This window comes from Deltaproteobacteria bacterium, assembly GCA_026129095.1.
GTDB lineage: Bacteria > JAGRBM01 > JAGRBM01 > JAGRBM01 > JAHCIT01 > JAHCIT01.
Window position 1 is genome coordinate 1 of record JAHCIT010000002.1, and the last position, 16818, is coordinate 16818.

At 62.1% G+C, this 16818-nt stretch carries 8 protein-coding genes; 6 read left to right on the top strand and 2 right to left on the bottom strand.

Translation table 11 applies throughout. The features are described from left to right. Together KIT79_02740 and KIT79_02745 are read left to right on the top strand one after the other, a co-directional pair. A partial coding sequence (locus tag KIT79_02740) for a hypothetical protein (protein MCW5828212.1) occupies positions 1-1740 on the top strand: 1740 nt, incomplete at its 5' end. A gap of 9 nt (positions 1741-1749) precedes the next feature. After that, positions 1750-2058 carry a hypothetical protein gene (locus tag KIT79_02745; GenBank protein ID MCW5828213.1) on the top strand — a complete coding sequence of 103 codons (309 nt, stop codon included), beginning with the start codon at positions 1750-1752 and terminating at the stop codon, positions 2056-2058. A gap of 97 nt (positions 2059-2155) precedes the next feature. Here KIT79_02745 and KIT79_02750 read toward each other — a convergent pair whose 3' ends face one another. Continuing rightward, positions 2156-2473, bottom strand: coding sequence for a hypothetical protein (locus tag KIT79_02750; protein ID MCW5828214.1), 318 nt, complete (start codon positions 2471-2473; stop codon positions 2156-2158). A 155-nt stretch (positions 2474-2628) separates the two neighbouring features. Between KIT79_02750 and KIT79_02755 the strand changes: the two genes are divergently transcribed. From KIT79_02755 to KIT79_02770, 4 genes are all read left to right on the top strand, one after another. Beyond that, complete coding sequence (locus KIT79_02755; GenBank protein MCW5828215.1) at positions 2629-3564, top strand: MBL fold metallo-hydrolase; 936 nt, start codon at positions 2629-2631, stop codon at positions 3562-3564. Then, a complete protein-coding gene (locus KIT79_02760; GenBank protein MCW5828216.1) occupies positions 3561-4205 on the top strand; it encodes a methyltransferase domain-containing protein in 645 nt (214 codons plus the stop codon). The genes KIT79_02755 and KIT79_02760 overlap by 4 nt, the downstream gene beginning before the upstream one ends. Before the next feature lie 363 nt (positions 4206-4568). Then, positions 4569-14045, top strand: coding sequence for an SDR family NAD(P)-dependent oxidoreductase (locus tag KIT79_02765; GenBank protein ID MCW5828217.1), 9477 nt, complete (start codon positions 4569-4571; stop codon positions 14043-14045). A 54-nt stretch (positions 14046-14099) separates the two neighbouring features. After that, the gene (locus tag KIT79_02770; GenBank protein MCW5828218.1) at positions 14100-15671 is read left to right on the top strand and encodes a methylmalonyl-CoA carboxyltransferase; all 1572 of its coding nucleotides are present in this window, start codon (positions 14100-14102) and stop codon (positions 15669-15671) included. A 1-nt stretch (position 15672) separates the two neighbouring features. Here the strand turns inward: KIT79_02770 and KIT79_02775 are convergent, their stop codons facing one another. Continuing rightward, positions 15673-16761, bottom strand: a complete 1089-nt coding sequence (locus tag KIT79_02775; GenBank protein ID MCW5828219.1) for a mannose-1-phosphate guanylyltransferase — start codon at positions 16759-16761, stop codon at positions 15673-15675. Between the last annotated feature and the right edge of the window lie 57 nt (positions 16762-16818).

Genomic DNA, 16818 nt, shown 5'->3' on the forward strand with positions numbered 1-16818 from the left:
TGGGCTTGGGGGCCGGGCCCAACGGGGGGGAACGTTTTTTTTTCCAACCCCCCCCCCCCCCCCCCCCCCGATAACACCGTTAACGTCAATATAATTTCGTTCGAACTCGATTCTGAAATTATTCGAGATGGCGAGAGCGCCACGCTTTCGTGGACGGTCGAAAACGCCACAAGCTGTTCCATCGATCAGGGAATCGGAACCGTCGATCCCGAGGCAGGTTCGGTAGCAGTCAGTCCAGATACCGATACGGTTTACACGCTCGAATGCTTGCAGACAGGCGACAGCGATGCCGCCGAAGCGGAGCTGACGGTTTACCCTGCGGCCGGAACGTTCGATAACGCAATCCAGGAAGGGGGGACAGGAGGCGACGGATTGTATGAGATGGCGGTCCACACCAATGGGTCGCTGTACGTTTCCGGGGCCTATGGCACCTCGGATTCCATCTGGGGCGAACCGCCCTCACAAACGACACTATCCGCTTCCGGTGCGAACAGTAACGGCGTTTTCGCCAAATACGATTCAAGCCTCAACCTTGCATGGGCCAAGCGGCTCAAAAACGTTGTCGCCACGAATCTCTCTTTCCTTGGCAACGGGCAGGTCGTAATCAGCGGAACGACAGCGGGCGACGCAGAATTCAATCCAGGCGAATTAAACTCCATACCACTCACTAATACGGGGTATAATCCTTTCGTCGCCGTTGCGGATTCCGATGGCACAGTGCTCTGGGCGCGCTCTGCGACTGGCGGGAGTTCTGTTGGAGCCGGAACTAACGATTCAGCGAGGCTCAGCGATAACTCGATACTGCTCATCGGGAGTTTCTCAGGCTCCCTGACGTTCGCTCAGGGAACGCCGGGTCAGGTGACAATCACAGCCACCGGTGTCGCCAGTGGATTTATCGCCAGATATGAAAGTGACGGGGATTTCCTCTGGGCAAAAAGGATAACGGCAGGAGGAACCGGAAAAGTATATCCAGCGGCCGTGTCAGTGAATGCCGACGATACGTTTGTCATTGGCGGTGCCATTTCGGAATCGGCGATATTTGGCCCCGGTGAAGCCAATGCCACGACCTTGACCGCAACACCTGCTCCGGGATTTGGCTACAATGCTTTCATTGCAAAATACAATGCCAATGGGACACTGGCGTGGGCCAAGCAGGCAACCTCAGGAGCCAATTCCGTCATTTACGATATGAGCCGGATGGCCGGTGGCGATCTGATCGTGTCTGGTCATTTCGGCTTCTCACCAAGTTATCTCTCAGTGACGATTGGGCCGGGTTCCACGTCACCTGTCATTTTCACGGGAAGCAATCATGATCAGCATGCATGGATGGGGCGCTTCTCCGCATCCGGCGAACTGAACTGGGCCAAAAGAAGCAGCTCCGGAACGGCCAGCATCTGGAGAAACACGCTATCTAGCGGTGAAGACGAAGTGTTTTCTATGGGATCCTGCTCCGGCGGGACTGTGTTTGGCGATGGCGAAGCCGGAGAAATGGCGATTCCGGGTGAAACCACAAGCGTCTTCTCCTGCTTCACCCGGTTTTCCAGTTCAAATGGCCTGCTTCAGGATGGCTTTGCGTTCCCAAAATCTTCGAATTCGTCGCCGTCGTTTGCCATATTTGATGCCTACCGGATGGCCTACGGCGGGAATCTCGGGGAAACCACGATTTTTGGAGAAGGCTCAAACCAGAAAACGATCGTTCCCGCCGGGGGCGATGCATTTATCGCCACTTACTGGAAATAAGGAGAGTCCATGAGCGACGAAATCACCATGGGAAATGACGAGTTCATCCTGCATTTGAGGAAACGGTACAAATGGGGTGGAGATAACCGGCTGTTGGGTGAAGAAATTTGGAGAACCATCCAGGAACTAGACAACAATGCCAGGCAGGAACCGGAAGGAAAAGCTACGCCGGTCTTATGGCCCACCGAGGGAGAAAATATTGCTCCGGATCGGTTGCCGACAGCCGCACACCAGTTCGTATTCAACCGTGAAATTCTTCCCGATTTATACAGAAGACTCGGTGAGATTGGCAAAAGAATCAAAGGGTCTTTCTCCTAATACACTTCCAGAACTCCGAAAGTAGATACCGAAGTCGCCGCCACCGGGTGAAGTCACCGCATCCGGCAGTGGCACTGGCCACGGCGCCGTGAGTTGATCACTCCCCCGCCCGCGCGAGGATTTTCTCCGCCTGGGTCTCCACAGCCTCCGCCGGACTACCGGCCGGAATCTCCATGAGGGGTGCGATGTCCGGGCGGTCATGGCCGGTGCCGGGCCAGATATGGATACCGCCGGGCAGGCTTGAAAAGACGAACGCCCGGCCACCGGGGAGTTCGAACCGCAGACCCGCCAGCATCCGGCCGCCGGGGAGCGTCCTCCGGACAAAGCGGCTCGAACCGCCAAGTGCCTTCACGCGGGCGATCAGCACCTCCGACAGGGCGAGCGCATAGGCTGGAAAATCCGGGGCGTTCTGCATGACGGGAAGAATAGCTGTCCGGCCCCTTTCCTGCTGCCCTGAAATAAATACAGCCCGTTTTCGGCAAATCCGGATTTTTCGTCTATCCTGCCGATTGACGCGCTGCATCCGGCATGGGGCCGGAGCGGAATGTGTTCGCGCAGGAACTCTCCCCCATGCCAGCAGATATCGTTTCCACTGACCACGGCGTCCGGATCGGCGACCTCGAAGTGCTGTTCGGTGTCGCGGTGAAACGCCAGCTCCTCCGGGCCAACTCGCTCATTCTCCACGGCCCGCGTCCCATCGTGGTTGACCCGGCCGCGCAGGAGCCGCGGCACAGGGAGCTCGCGGCCGGAAACCCCATTCTCTATTTCACCCACTACCACGCCGACCACCGGGCGGCCGAGCACGTGTACCCAGCCTCCACGGAGGTATGGGCGAGCGAGGCCGACGCCGAGGCGATCGAGAGCATGGAGTCGTTCGTCAACCGCGTGGACCGGGGCAGCGACGGCGAGCAGCTCAGGAACTCCATCCGGGGCCTGCAGATGATGTTCCGCATCGGACCCAGAAAGGTCAGCCGCCGCGTTACCGACGGCGGCCTGCTGGAGGCGGGCGGCTGCACGGGGAAGGTCATGGCGCTCCCTGGACATACGCCGGGCCATTCGGGAATTTACTTTCCCGGGCAGTCGCTCCTGTTCATCACCGACATCGACCTCACGGCCTTCGGCCCCTGGTACGGAAACGATGCCTCCGACATCACGCTGTTCAAGGCATCGCTACAGCGCGTGAGGGAGTTCAAGTGCGACTACTACTTCACCTCGCACGGCGAGGAAGTGCTCACCCGTGGCCGGTTCCTCGAAAAACTCGACGCCTTCGAGGCCCATTTCGACCGCCGCGACCGGCTGCTGCTGGAGGCCCTCTCGACCGGTGAGAAATCCGTTGACGAGCTGTGCCGGCTGGAGCTGGTCTACCGGTCGAAGACGCTCGCTGCGATGGAACACATGATCCACTTCGAGCGCAAGCATGTGAAAAAGCACCTGGACCTGCTGGAGGCTGCCGGCAAGGTCCGCCCGGTGGATGAAAGCCGCCGCCGCTACCAGCTCACCGCATGAGAACCGACAGGAACACCTCCGGATCCGGTCCGGCCAACGCCCGCGGCGTTTCGCTCCTCTTCAGGCTGTGGAGCCGCTTTTACGACAACCCGCTGCCCCAGCAGCTTTACTACCGCCGGGTTCACCGGAAGATCCTGAAGAAATGGGAACCACGGCCGGGCGAGAAAATCCTCGATGTGGGATGCGGGACGGGGATGTTCCTGCGTGATCTTGCCGTGCATTACCGGGGACTCGACCTGACCGGTCTCGACTTTTCAGGCGAAATGCTTGAGCAGGCCCGCCGCCCCCTGCCGGGTGCATCGGGTGGCGAACCCCAGTTCGTCCAGGGGTCGGTCTATGAAATGCCGTTTGCGGACAACACGTTCGACACGGTACTGAACACAATCTCCTGCCACTTCTATCTGGAGCAGGTCCGTGCGTTCCGTGAAATCTGCAGGGTGATGAAACCCGGCGGCCGGTTCCACTGCGCCGCAATCCGGTACGGCGTCCGGGGGCCTTTTGCGCGCAACTCGCTGACGGATATTGCCGTCTACTATCCGCCGGAGATCATGACGGACCATTTCACAGAGGCAGGGTTCAAGGTGCTGGGCTACGAGGATCTGTTCCCGAACGTGGTGATTTTCCGGCTCATAAAGCCCTGATTTTCCGGAAAAAGGCCGTCCTTCAGGCGTAAAGCCTCCTTCGCACCTGCCGCATAGGGCGGTGCGTAGGGGGGTTCCCGTTTCAGCCAGGATAACGGTGTTCCGGCCCGGAAATCTGTGGATATCACACCAAATCGCCTTTTCGTGCAGGTGTTTCGGACTGAAATACCCATATTTCATCCAGTTTCCCCTTTTGGTACCCACCTTGCTGTAGCGGGCCAAACCGGGAGGCCCGGAGGCTCCATCCGTTATTAAAGCCGGATGACCGCTCCCTTCCAGAAATAACAGGCGACACTCGAAACCGGACAGGCTGTAAATGCCCGTCCTTGTTTGGGAGTTCGCGATGAAAACGGAGACAGCCGCGTGAGCGACGCAGCAGGCGAGATTTGTTTTACCCTTTTTCCCCCATCCCGGTATTTCGATGCGGAGGCCCGGGCCCTTCGGGCCGCCGGTGCACTTCCCGTAGTGGATCTTTCCTATGCCGAGGCTGACGCAAGGGCCAAAGTCCTCGCTGCTATCCCGGCGGATGTCTCAATCGGTGTCATAATCGCACCCGACCTTGCTCCGGCGGAACTTTCCGGCCGCTCCATTCAGGCCGTGATCGTTCCTGTTGACTGGGAACTCGATGAAGGGGTGGACCTCGCCCAGTTCATCGCCCCCTTCCGTGCATTCCCTGTTTGGGTCGAAGTCACCTCCCGCGCCGGATGGGAACGTGCCTCGAAGGCAAGTCCCGCAGGCATCATCCTCAAGGGATTTGAGGCGGGTGGTGTCGTTGGCGAGGAGTCCAGTTTCATCCTCCTGCAGCGCTACGAGGGGAAGCTACCCGTCCTCGTTCGCGGCGGTATCGGACCCGATACGGCCGCCGCTGCAGTGGCAGGCGGTGCCCACGGCGTCGTGACCGACATTCAGACGTGGGGCGCGCTCCCGCTGGCTGACGATATCCGCCAGGCCATCCTGTCGCTTCAGGGAACCGATGCGGTGACGCTCCGCCTCACTGACCGGCACGTGATCCGGGTCGCCGGCAAGATGGGCGCCAAGGCGATGCGGACACTCCGCCAGGCCGAAGAGGCAATGCTGGTGGCCACCGTCGGCGAGCGGACGCCGGAAACCGACAAGATCCGCTCCGAGCGGGCTGAACTGCTGTACCGGGAACTCCAGAAGATCTCGACCGCTGCCTTCACTCCCGAAACCGGAAAGGTATTCGCCGTTGGTCAGGAAGTGGGCTGGGCCAAAACCTATGCTGCCCAGTACAACACTCCGGCTGCCATTGCGGCTGAAATTCTCAAGGTAATGAAGTCCTCCCCGCGCCGGGCGACGGAACAGTTCCCCTGGGTGGAAAACTCGGCCTTCGCCAGATCAGTGGGAGCGAAACTCCCCATATTCCAGGGACCGATGGCCCAGACAAGCGATGTCGCCGCCTTCGCCGAAAAGGTCATGGACCACGGCGTCGTGGCAAACCTCGCGCTGGGCAACATGCCGGGGACAGTTTGCGAAAAGCTCCTCAAGGACACACTGGCCATTTCCAGGGGCCGTCCTTTCGGCGGCGGGATCATCGGCCTCGAAGCCAACGCCTTTTTCCGCGACCAGCACATTGCACATATGAAGGCACTCCGTCCGCCGCTTGCTGTCGTCGCCGCCGGTACGACCGAGCAGGCACTCGACCTCACGGCGGCAGGTATCCGGTCATTCCTTCACACGCCGGTCCACACGCTGCTCGTAAACGCCATGGACCAGGGCCATTCCGATTTCATTCTCGAAGGAACCGAAGCCGGCGGCCATATTGGAAAGCTCACCTCGTTCGTCCTGTGGCAGTCCGTCATGCAGGCGCTTCTGGACCGGCCGGCCGGTCGCGCCGCCAATGTCGTGCTGGCTGGCGGATTCGGCAATGCGAAGGGTGCGGCGATGGCCGCCGCCCTCTGCGCCCGTGCCCAGGCCGCTGGTCACACCTTCGGCATCCAGATGGGAACGGCTTTCCTCTTCACGAAGGAAGCGGTCGAAACCGGCGCCACCTCGTCCATGTACCAGGAGGTGCTGGTTGAACTGGAGCGGACCGAAACCATCGGCGACACGGTGATGACTCCGGCCCGCATGGCTCCGACTCCCAAGCTTTTTGCCATCCGCCAGAAGGAATACGAGCGGATGAAGTCGGGCGAGACCCTCGATCACCGCAAGCACCTCTACGAAAACGACAACCTGGGCGGACTCCGGGCCGCTGCCAAGAAACAGAAGATCGAAAAGGTGCCTGAAGGCGGCATCCGATTTGTAAATCTGACCGATAACGAGCAGATGGACCTTGGTCTTTTTCATGTCGGCATGTGTGCTGCGCTCCGCCGGGAGATCACCACCATCGCCGAAGTGGTCGCCGACAACACGGTTCGTGCCCGTGAACTTCTGAAGGCCCGTGTGGAAACGCTTTCCCGTCCGTCCGCACAGGCCCAGCCGGCAGTCCAGATTCCCGCCCAATCCCCGGTCCAGAATCCGGCGCTGCCTCCGCAGGCTCCCGCCGCCTTCAAGGGGGCAAACGGGCACAACCACGAAGGTATTGCCATCATTGGGCTGGGCGGCATGTTCCCCGACGCGCAGAATATCCCCGAGTTCTGGCGCAATATCACAACGGGCAAATATTCAATCCGCGAGGTGCCCGAGGACCGCTGGGCAACGCGGCTTTTCTATTCGCCCGACCGCAACGCCCCGGACAAGAGCTATTCCAAAATCGGCGGATTCCTCACCGAGCCGGAGTTCGATTCCAAGTCGTTCCGGATTCCGCCGGCCGTCGCCTCGACGATGGACCTCGCCCAGCGGGTAAGCCTGCTCGCCGTGCGTGAGGCACTCCAGGACGCGGGCTATTACAATGCCAAGCCGTTCGACAAGACCCGCTGCGCCGTGATCGTCGGCAACTCGCAGGGTGGCGAAAACACGCACCGCTACGCCTACAGGCTGGCACTGCCGATGATCCTTGAAAAACTGGAGCAGGATCCGGCGTGGAAGTCGCTGCCGGAAGCGCAGCGCCGGGAGATTACCGGAAATATCTCCAGGAAGTTCCTGGGCGAACTGCCGGAGATCACTGGCGGCTCCATGCCTGGCGAACTGCCGAACGTGATCGCCGGACGCATCGCCAGTGTATTTGACCTCTCGGGACCGAACTTCGTTTGCGACGCCGCCTGCGCCGCGTCGCTCGCCGCCGTGCACACGTCTGTGCTGGGCCTTTTGGCGGGCGAATATGACATGGCGATCACGGGTGGCGTGGATCGCGGCATGGACGCCGACAGCTACATCAAGTTCTGCAAGGTGGGAGCCCTCTCCGACACGATCTCCGCGCCGTTCGACAAGCGGGCAAGCGGATTCGTCATGGGCGAAGGCGTCGGCATCCTGGTGATGAAGCGACTCTCCGACGCCGTTCGCGATGGCGACAGGATTTATGGCGTTCTGAGCGGACTTGGCGCTTCCAGTGACGGAGCCGGCCGCGGCATCACCGCTCCCAGTCCCGCCGGACAGCGCAAGGCGATCGAACGGGCCTACCGGATGGCTGCCGGGCTTGATCCCAGGACCGTCACGCTGGTCGAGTGCCACGGCACTTCGACTCCGCTTGGCGATGCCACGGAAACGACCGTCCTGAAGGAATGGTTCACCGAACATGGCGCCACATCACACTCCGTGGCCGTGGGCTCGGTAAAGAGCCAGATCGGGCATCTGAAGTCGGCTGCCGGCGCGGCAGGACTCATCAAGATACTGCTGTCGCTCCACCACAAGACGCTGCCTCCCTCGATCAATTTCGAAAGCCCCGCCGCGGGCACGGGACTGGGCGAGGGCTCTCCCCTGTTCGTCAACACCAAGGCCCGGCCCTGGAATCCGCCTGCTGGTGTTCCCCGCCGGGCGTCGGTGTCGGCCTTCGGTTTTGGCGGCACCAACTTCCATGTCCTGTGCGAGGAATACACCAGCTCGACCCCGGCCAGGCTGACGGTCCCGGCAGAAAGCCGCACCCTGACTGCCGGCAATGCGGCTGTAGCCTATGCTGCCCCGGCTGAACCCGCCGCTCCTGCACAGGCAGCTGTTTCAAATCTCCCGGCAGCTCCAGTGGCGCTCGTGAACATGGACAAGGCCACCATCGAAAAGATCGTCGTCCAGACGCTCGCCGACCAGACCGGCTACGAGGCAGAGGATCTCGGCCGCACGCTTGATCTGGAGGCTGATCTTGGCATCGACACGGTGAAGCAGGCCGAGGTATTCGCGGCCCTCCGCGAGCACTACAGGCTGGAGAAAGACCCGAACCTCAAGCTCCGCGACTATCCCACCATCGAGAAGATAGTGGACTATCTCGCCATGCGGCTTTCCAGCGGGAGTTCAGCGGCACAGCCCCAGGCTGCCGCTCCCGTATCCGAAACTCCAGCGCCACAAGCATCGCCTGTCAGCGTAAACAAGAGCGATATTGAGACAGTTGTCGTCCGGACGCTCGCCGACCAGACCGGCTACGAGGCCGAGGATCTCGGCCGCACGCTTGATCTGGAGGCCGATCTTGGCATCGACACGGTGAAACAGGCCGAGGTATTCGCGGCCCTCCGCGAGCACTACAGGCTGGAGAAAGACCCGAATCTCAAGCTCCGCGACTATCCCACCATCGAGAAGATCGTGGACTATCTCGCCATGCGGCTTTCGGGGAGCGCGGCCACTGCATCAGCCCCTGCCGCCTCCGCTCCACCAGAACCGGCAGTCCAGGCCGCCGCAGAAACGCAAGCGGGGAACGACGGCCCCAGCTATGTGGTGGTTCTGGGCCATGACGCCGCCAGCCTGGCAGACAACCTGGAGACCTGGGCCGAGAACCCCTCCGGCACCCGCTTTGGCAGCGGAAGCAAGACTGCCGCGTTCGGGTTCCTGAACCGTAACGAGGCGTCCAGTCGTGCCCGGCAAATCGCACAGACTGTGCGCGCCGGAAAGCGGCCACCGCCGGCGCTCAATGCGAAGCTCGGTGAAGCCCGGACAAAGAAACCCCGGATCGCCTTCGTTTACCCCGGACAGGGTTCCCAATATGTCGGGATGCTCCGCGAACTGATGGTTTACCCGGAAGTCCGGGCCACCTTCGAGGAAGCCGAGGCGGTGGTTTCCCCGCTCATTGGCCGGTCGCTGCTGGCAATCATCCACCCGGCTGACACTTCCGAGGAAAACCTCAGGCGCTGCGAGAACGAGCTCAAGCAGACGGAAATCACCCAGCCGGCGGTACTCACTGCCGACATCGCCATTCACCGGTTCCTCAAGGCCCGCGGATTCGGTCCTGACGCTGTGGCAGGCCATTCGCTCGGCGAATACGGCGCAGCCGTTGCCGCCGGAGCAATGTCGTTCCGCGACGCGCTGGAGGCGGTTGCGGCCCGCGGACGCGAGATGGCCAACGTCAAGGTGGATGACAACGGACTGATGCTGATGGTCCCGATGGGCACGGCCGAGGTGGAGCCGCTTCTGGGCGGAATCCCCGGATATATCGAGGTCGCCAACCGCAATTCGCCGCAGCAAACGGTGGTCGGCGGGTCATCGGCTTCGGTCATGGCACTCAAGGGACTTCTGGACAAGAAAGGCGTTGATACCGTTCTCCTCAACGTCTCGCATGCTTTCCATTCCAAGATCGTCGCACCGGCTTCCGAGCCGCTCCGACGCGTACTGGGACGCCTGGGTATCCGGTCGCCTGAAATCCCGATCTACTCAAACGTGACGGCGAAGCCATACCCCACCGGTGCAAGCGCACCGGCAGAGATCGTGGACCTGCTCTCCCGCCAGATTGCCGCCTCGGTGGACTGGATTGGTTCGGTCGAGAACATGTACCGCGACGGCATTGAGGTGTTCGTCGAGTGCGGCCCCAAACGTGCGCTGGCCGGCCTAGTGGAGGCGAACCTCAAGGGCCGTCCGTCGGTGGCGATCCAGACCTGCCATCCCAAGCGCGGCGAACTGCTCTCGCTGGTGGAAGGACTCGCGCATCTGTCGGCGGAGCTGGTGACAGACGACACTCCCGCCCCCGTGAAGGCTTCACGTCCGGAAACGGCCGCTCCAGCCCAGTGGCAGGAACAGCCGCAGGTTCCGGCCCAGCCCTCGCTTCCTTCCGCTGCCGGTCCGGCGTCTGCCGGGACGAACCCGCTCGCCAGGTGGATGAACGATCCGCGGTTTGAATACTTCTGGCAGAAGAACGGGCGTGCGGTCGAAAACATGATCTCGCACCTGTGGGCGGTGACGATGAACGAGGCGCCCGCGCGTACCGTGCAGTCCGAGGCTCCATCAGTCTCGCCACGGCGGCTCACCATCGCCATGTCGATGCCAGTGCTGACCGATACAGCACCCCTCGCTCCGTCCGATCCCGGCCGCAATGTGCCGATGCAGCTCTGGAAAGCCGCGCATCCCATTGGCCGCCGTGTACCGGTCTACGTATCCGAGCCCAAGGCTCCTGCCGACACCCGGTGGCTTGACGGAAAATCGGTGGCCATCTGGTCCGTGACCAAACAGTCGGAAACGCTCTCCGCGGCCCTTGCCGCCCGCGGCGCGAAGCTGGAGTCCCCGTCGCCTTTCGGAACTCCGTTCGCCACCGGATGCGATCTGCTGGTCATTGACGCCCGTGCCAATGCACGCACGCCGGACCGGTTCGTTCCGGATCTTATCTTGCGCCTTAACGACCTTATCGCCCTCGCCCGAAGCGGCCGGGAAAACCTGACCGTGGTTGGGCTCGGAACGCACAGCATCGAACTCGATCCCAGCCAGGCCATGTTTCAGGCGGCGGTGCGCGGATTTCTTCTGACACTCAGCCATGAGTTCCCCGGCTGGAAAGTGCGCTGGACCATGGCAACCGCACTGGATGATGCCGGACTTGCCCGTGCCATCGAAGCCGATGCCGCCAGCCCCGCCCAGGTTGTGCAAAGCCGGTGGTCGCGGTTCGGACGCGCCCTGCTCGAAGGTGTTCCTGCCTCCATCCAGGGCGCAAGCGGCCTCAAGCCGCGGCCGGACCGCGTCTGGCTCGTCACCGGCGGCGCCCGCGGCATCACCCGTGAAATCGTTCTCGACCTCGCCCGCCACATGGGAGGCAGGTTTGCGCTCGTGGGTTCCTCCCCGGAACCTTCGGGTGACGTGCAGATAGCCGACGAAAAGACGCTCCGGAAGGAAATCCGCCAGAGTGCCAAGGCACAGGGTCTTCAGCCCTCGGCTGCCGAAATCGAGACAGAGGTGCGTGCACGGCTGGCAGCGGCAGAAATCCGTGACGCCCTGGTGGCACTGAAGGAACTGGGCGTGGAAGCCCGCTACTATTCCTGCGACCTTTCCAGTTCATCGAACGTGGACACACTGGTCAAGCGTGTGCGTACCGATCTGGGCGGCATCAACGTGGTGATCCACGGTGCCGGCCGGGAAATGAGCCGTTCCACCGCAGAAAAGACGATCGACGACATCCGCTCCACATTCGGCGTAAAGCTGGAGGGCGCGCTGTTTCTTGCCCTCGAAACCCGGTGCGATCCGCTCGAGGCGTTCGTCATGTTCGGTTCGGTCGTGGGCCGGTTCGGGAACACCGGACAGGCTGACTATGCTGCCGCCAACGGCGCACTGACCGGACTCGTCCGCCATTTCAGCGCTGTAGGCAATCCCCTGGCCCGCCCGCTTCTTATCGACTGGTCGGCATGGGCCGAAGTGGGCATGGCCTCCCGCGGCGTAGCGAAAGACCATTTCCGCGAATCGGGGGTCGATCTCATCTATCCCGCCACCGGTGCGCCGCTCGTGCGCGCCGAACTGCTGGCCGGCACAGCTGGCGAGATCATAGCCTGCGGCACGCTGGGGGAACTGGACCGGGCCGGAGTAGTGAAGCCGCCGTCTGGCGGGAAAACCGCCTCAAGTGAAACACCCCGGAAGGCATCCACCGGAAACCGCCTTGCGGTGTCCGCCTCTACCGAGCCCTGGCTCTCCGATCACAGTATCGAAGGTGTCGCCGTGTGGCCGGGCGTCGGCGGCATCGAACTGATGCGACAGTCGGCCGGTTTTGGTGGCAAGCCGTTCGAAGCTACCGAAGTCCGGTTTGAGCGTGCCATCAAGATATTCCCGGGCAAGACAGGCGAACTGGAAGCTTCGGCCGCAGGCGTCGCCGTCCAGGTTCCAGCTCCATCCGGTCCGCAGTTTCGCCCGCACTTTACCGCCGGTCACTTCTCTATTCCGAGCGTAAAGCCCGAATGGACTGCCCCGCTGGAGCTTTCGCCTGATGCTGCCGTCCGTGCGGCGATTTACCAGGTCTATTTCCACGGACCCCGGTTCCAGCTCATGACGGGAGCCATCCAGCCCACGGCCCGTGACTGGTTCTTCGGTGCACGGGCTGGCGACGTATTCACCGGCGGCAGTGCCCTCAGGACTCCCGACGCCACTGCCTCGGCCATTGAGGCCGCCTTCCAGGCAGCAGGACTGAGGACCATGATCGAAACCGGGACGAGCGTGCTGCCTTCGGGAATCCAGTGGCTTTCCGTGCACCGTCCAGTGCGGTCCGGTGAGCAGCTTCAGGTGAACGTGGCCCCGGTAAGCCATCCATCTGAGCATGTCTGCCGGTGCAACGTCCGTGTGTTCGACGCCGCCGGCAACGAGCTGCTGAGTCTCGTTGGCTATGACCAGGTGGTGACAGGCCAGGTGAAGGAACTACCGGCTGCACTGGCCCGGCTTCGTGACAGTTGCCCGGCCGAAGTGACGCCTGCGGTACCGGTCAATCCCACCACAGCACCTTCTGCCAGGCCCGCTGCCTCCCGTGGCGATGTATTCGGCAAGATCATGGAAGTGCTCTGCCGCGAGACCGGTTACGAGCCGGAGGATATTTCTCCGGCAGCCGATCTGGAGGGCGATCTCGGGATCGATACGGTCAAGCAGGCCGAAGTGTTCGCACAGGTTCGGACAGCCTACGGCCTCGAAAAAGACCCGGACTTCAAGCTCCGGGACTACCCTACCTTGAACAAGCTCACTGATTATGTGCTGAGCCGGCTTGGCGGAGCGTCTGCCGCGCCCGTATCTCAACCGGAAATCGCGCCTGCGGCGAAAATACCGAGGGCTGAAGTCTCCGCTCCCGCTTCTCCACTACCAGAGCCCTGGGCGCGCTATGCCGTTATCGACATTGGTTCGGTGCTCCGTGAACTGGATACCGATCCCGCCGGAGTGCTCGGCCGCCTGTCAGCCGACGAACGGGCCGATTACGGCACGATGACCTTCGAGAAGCGCCGGCTGGAATGGCTGGCGGGGCGGCTGGCCGCACGGCAGGCCCTCAAGGGTTTCGGCACCAGTTCGGACGTTACTGTCAAGGCTGACGATTCGGGCGAGCCACGGTTTGCCGGACCCCTCGGCGACAAATACGGGCTTACCATATCGCATTCGAATATCTGGGCCACCGCGATCGTATGGGAACGGAAGGGCCAGCTCGGCGAAGAACGCCACGTCGGCGTTGACATCGAGCGGACCGGCGACCGAAGCGAGGCATTCCTCGAGGACAACTTCTCGGCTGCCGAACGCGCAGCACTGCCCTCAAACGGACTGCGGAGCGAGACCGCCACTCTTATCTGGTCGTTCAAGGAATCGGCACTTAAGGCCCTTGGCACCGGTCTTCGCCTCCGGCCTGACCAGGTATCGGTCACGCTGGACACCGGTGCAGCTACGGCCCGCATCACCCTTTCCGGCGAGGCCGGGACCGTCCAGCAATCACTGGGCCTTTCGGAACTCACGGGGCGGTACGTCCGCGCCGGGGAATATGTCGTCACGGCAATCGAGGCGCCGCGTTACCCCGGCTCCGGCACAAAGATTGATGCCGGACAGGGATGGACGCTCGGTGGCTTCAGCCTGAATGCAAAGAACAAGTCCTGATATTTCAACACGAGGGTAATGGCCGCACCGACGCGGCATGAGGAAACAACGATCATGGCCTGGAAACTCCGCACACTCACCCACGAAGAACCGGCAAAGCCCCTGCCGCCGCCGGCATCCGTCAGGACGCCCGCCGCAATACCGGCAATCCCGCGTCCGCTCACTCCGGCCGAGCCGGCCCAGACCGGACCTTCTCCAGCAGAAAATATCCCTGCCCGGCGGCTTCAGACCCTGTTCGACGATGGCCGCTACGAGGAACTGGACGCTCTCGTCCAGCATCAGGCCCGCGGCTGGGGAATGGAAGGAAAGCGCGCACATGGCGACGGCGTAGTGGTCGCCACCGGCAAGATTCACGGACGCCCAGCTGTGGCGTTCGCCCAGGACCGCCGTTTCATGGGTGGTTCGCTCGGCGAGGCCCACGCCCGCAAGATCTGCAAGGGCATGGACATGGCTGAACGGATCGGGGCGCCGATCATCGGCCTGCTCGACTCGGGCGGCGCGCGAATCCAGGAAGGCGTCGCCGCGCTGGCTGGCTACGGAGAGATCTTCCGCCGTAACGTGAAGCTCTCGGGCCGTGTCCCGCAGTTTTCGGTCGTTCTGGGTCCCTGTGCCGGTGGAGCAGTCTATTCGCCCTCCATCACCGACTTCATCATCCTGTCGGAAGCCGATGCCCTCATGTTCGTCACCGGCCCCAAGGTGGTAAAGCAGGCGATGTTTGAAGACATCGATGGCGAGTCCCTCGGCGGTGCGCGGGTTCATTCCGCCAAGAGCGGGGTCGCGCACCTTGCCCGTCCCGATGAAAAAGGGGCGATCGGCGTCACCCGCGACATCCTGGGTTATCTGGTGCACCAGAAGATCGAGGCCGTCGAACCGGCCACGAACATCCCGCTGACCCAGATCGTACCGGAAAATTTCCGCAAGCCGTACGACATCCGCGACGTGATTGCGCAGATTGCCGACCGGAACACTTTTCTGGAAATACAGCCGGATTACGCAACGAGCGTCGTTGTCGGGCTCGCCCGGCTCGCCGGCCGCTCCGTAGGGATCATCGCCAACCAGCCAATGGTCCGCGCCGGTGTTCTCGACATCAATTCATCCCGGAAGGCTGCCCGGTTCATCCGGACCATGAGCTGTTTCGGAATCCCGCTCGTCTCCCTGGTGGACGTGCCCGGCTTCATGCCGGGATCGGTGCAGGAGCACAACGGGATCATCACTCATGGCGCGAAGCTCCTCTATGCCTATGTGGATGCACGCGTTCCGCGCCTTACGGTCATTCTCCGCAAGGCATTCGGCGGCGCCTATATCGTCATGTCATCGAAGCACCTTGGCTCGGAAGTGAACCTTGCGTGGCCATCGGCACAGATATCGGTCATGGGCGCAGAGGGTGCGGTGGAAATTCTCCACGGCAAGGAGATCAAATCAGCCGCCGATCCCAAAGCCCGCTTCGAGGAGCTCTGCCAGAAATACCGCGAGCAGTACATGTCGGTGGGGCTTGCAGCCGAGCGTGGCTGGATTGATGAAGTGATCCAGCCCAACTCCACGCGGCACAAGATGATCCATTACCTGGACATCCTGTCCGCTTCCCAGGGCGAACCGGCCCCGCTGCACGGGAATATCCCGCTCTAGGTCAGACCTGTTTCGCGCCGCGCCTCTTGAGCTCGGCGACGGCCTTCGCCACATCCTGGGAGCGGCCGGCAGGCACGACAAGCACGCCGTCAGCGGTGACGGCAACGACCACGTTGTCCATCCCCACGACAGCAACGGCCATTCCGGGCGCGTCGCTCACGACGACGGAGTTTTTCGTACCGATCAGCACCGGATCGCCTGCCGTCACATTCCCGTCCTGATCGGGTATCATTGACCGCTGGAGCGACTCCCAGGTACCGAGGTCATCCCACCCGAAGCCAGCCGGTATCATCCAGACCTTACGAGCCTTTTCCATGAGTGCGAAATCAATGGAGATATTCTCCAGTGCGCTGAACAGGCTGGTGGCCTGTTCACTGTCCTTGGCTCCAAGGGCATCCGCAAGGGGCCGGACCACTGCCTCCAATCCAGGATTCGCAGCGGCCAGTTCCCGGCAAAACTCATCCAGCCGCCAGAAGAACATCCCCGAGTTCCAGAAATGCCGGCCTGAAACGGCATACCGGGCGGCGGTTTCCTGGTCCGGCTTTTCGCGGAAAGCCTGCACTCTGGCTGCCTTTCCTGTCTGGGTGGCTGCCACCTCGATATATCCGAAGCCGGTGGCGGGCCGGGCCGGAGGAATACCGATCACCACCAGCCCTCCTTCCTTTTCGGCTGTTTCCAGCGCGAGTCTCACATCCTGCCGGAATCTTTCATCCGGACCAATCCGGTGATCGGCAGTAAAAACCGCCATTGACAGGTTGCGGTCACCAAACTTCGCCAGCAGGGCCGCCGCAGCATAGATAAGCGCCCCAGCAGTGTTCCGCTTGGCCGGCTCAGCCAGTACGTTTTCAGGCGGAAAACCGGAACAGGCTGTCCGGATAGGCTCCGCAAGGTGGGTGCCCGTGACGATAAAAGTCCGCTCCGGAGGAAACAGGGGCCTGATACGATCAAGGGTCTGTTCCAGCATCGAACGTGCCGGATCGGCCAGTTTCAGGAGCTGCTTGGGCCGGTGCTGGCGCGAAAGCGGCCAGAACCGCTCGCCGGAACCACCGGCCAAAACCACGGCAACCCGTATCGGTGTGTCATCAGACATCGAACTCTTATCTGTCCCGAAGGCAGGCAGGGGGCAAGGGGGGCTTTCCCGAAGGCT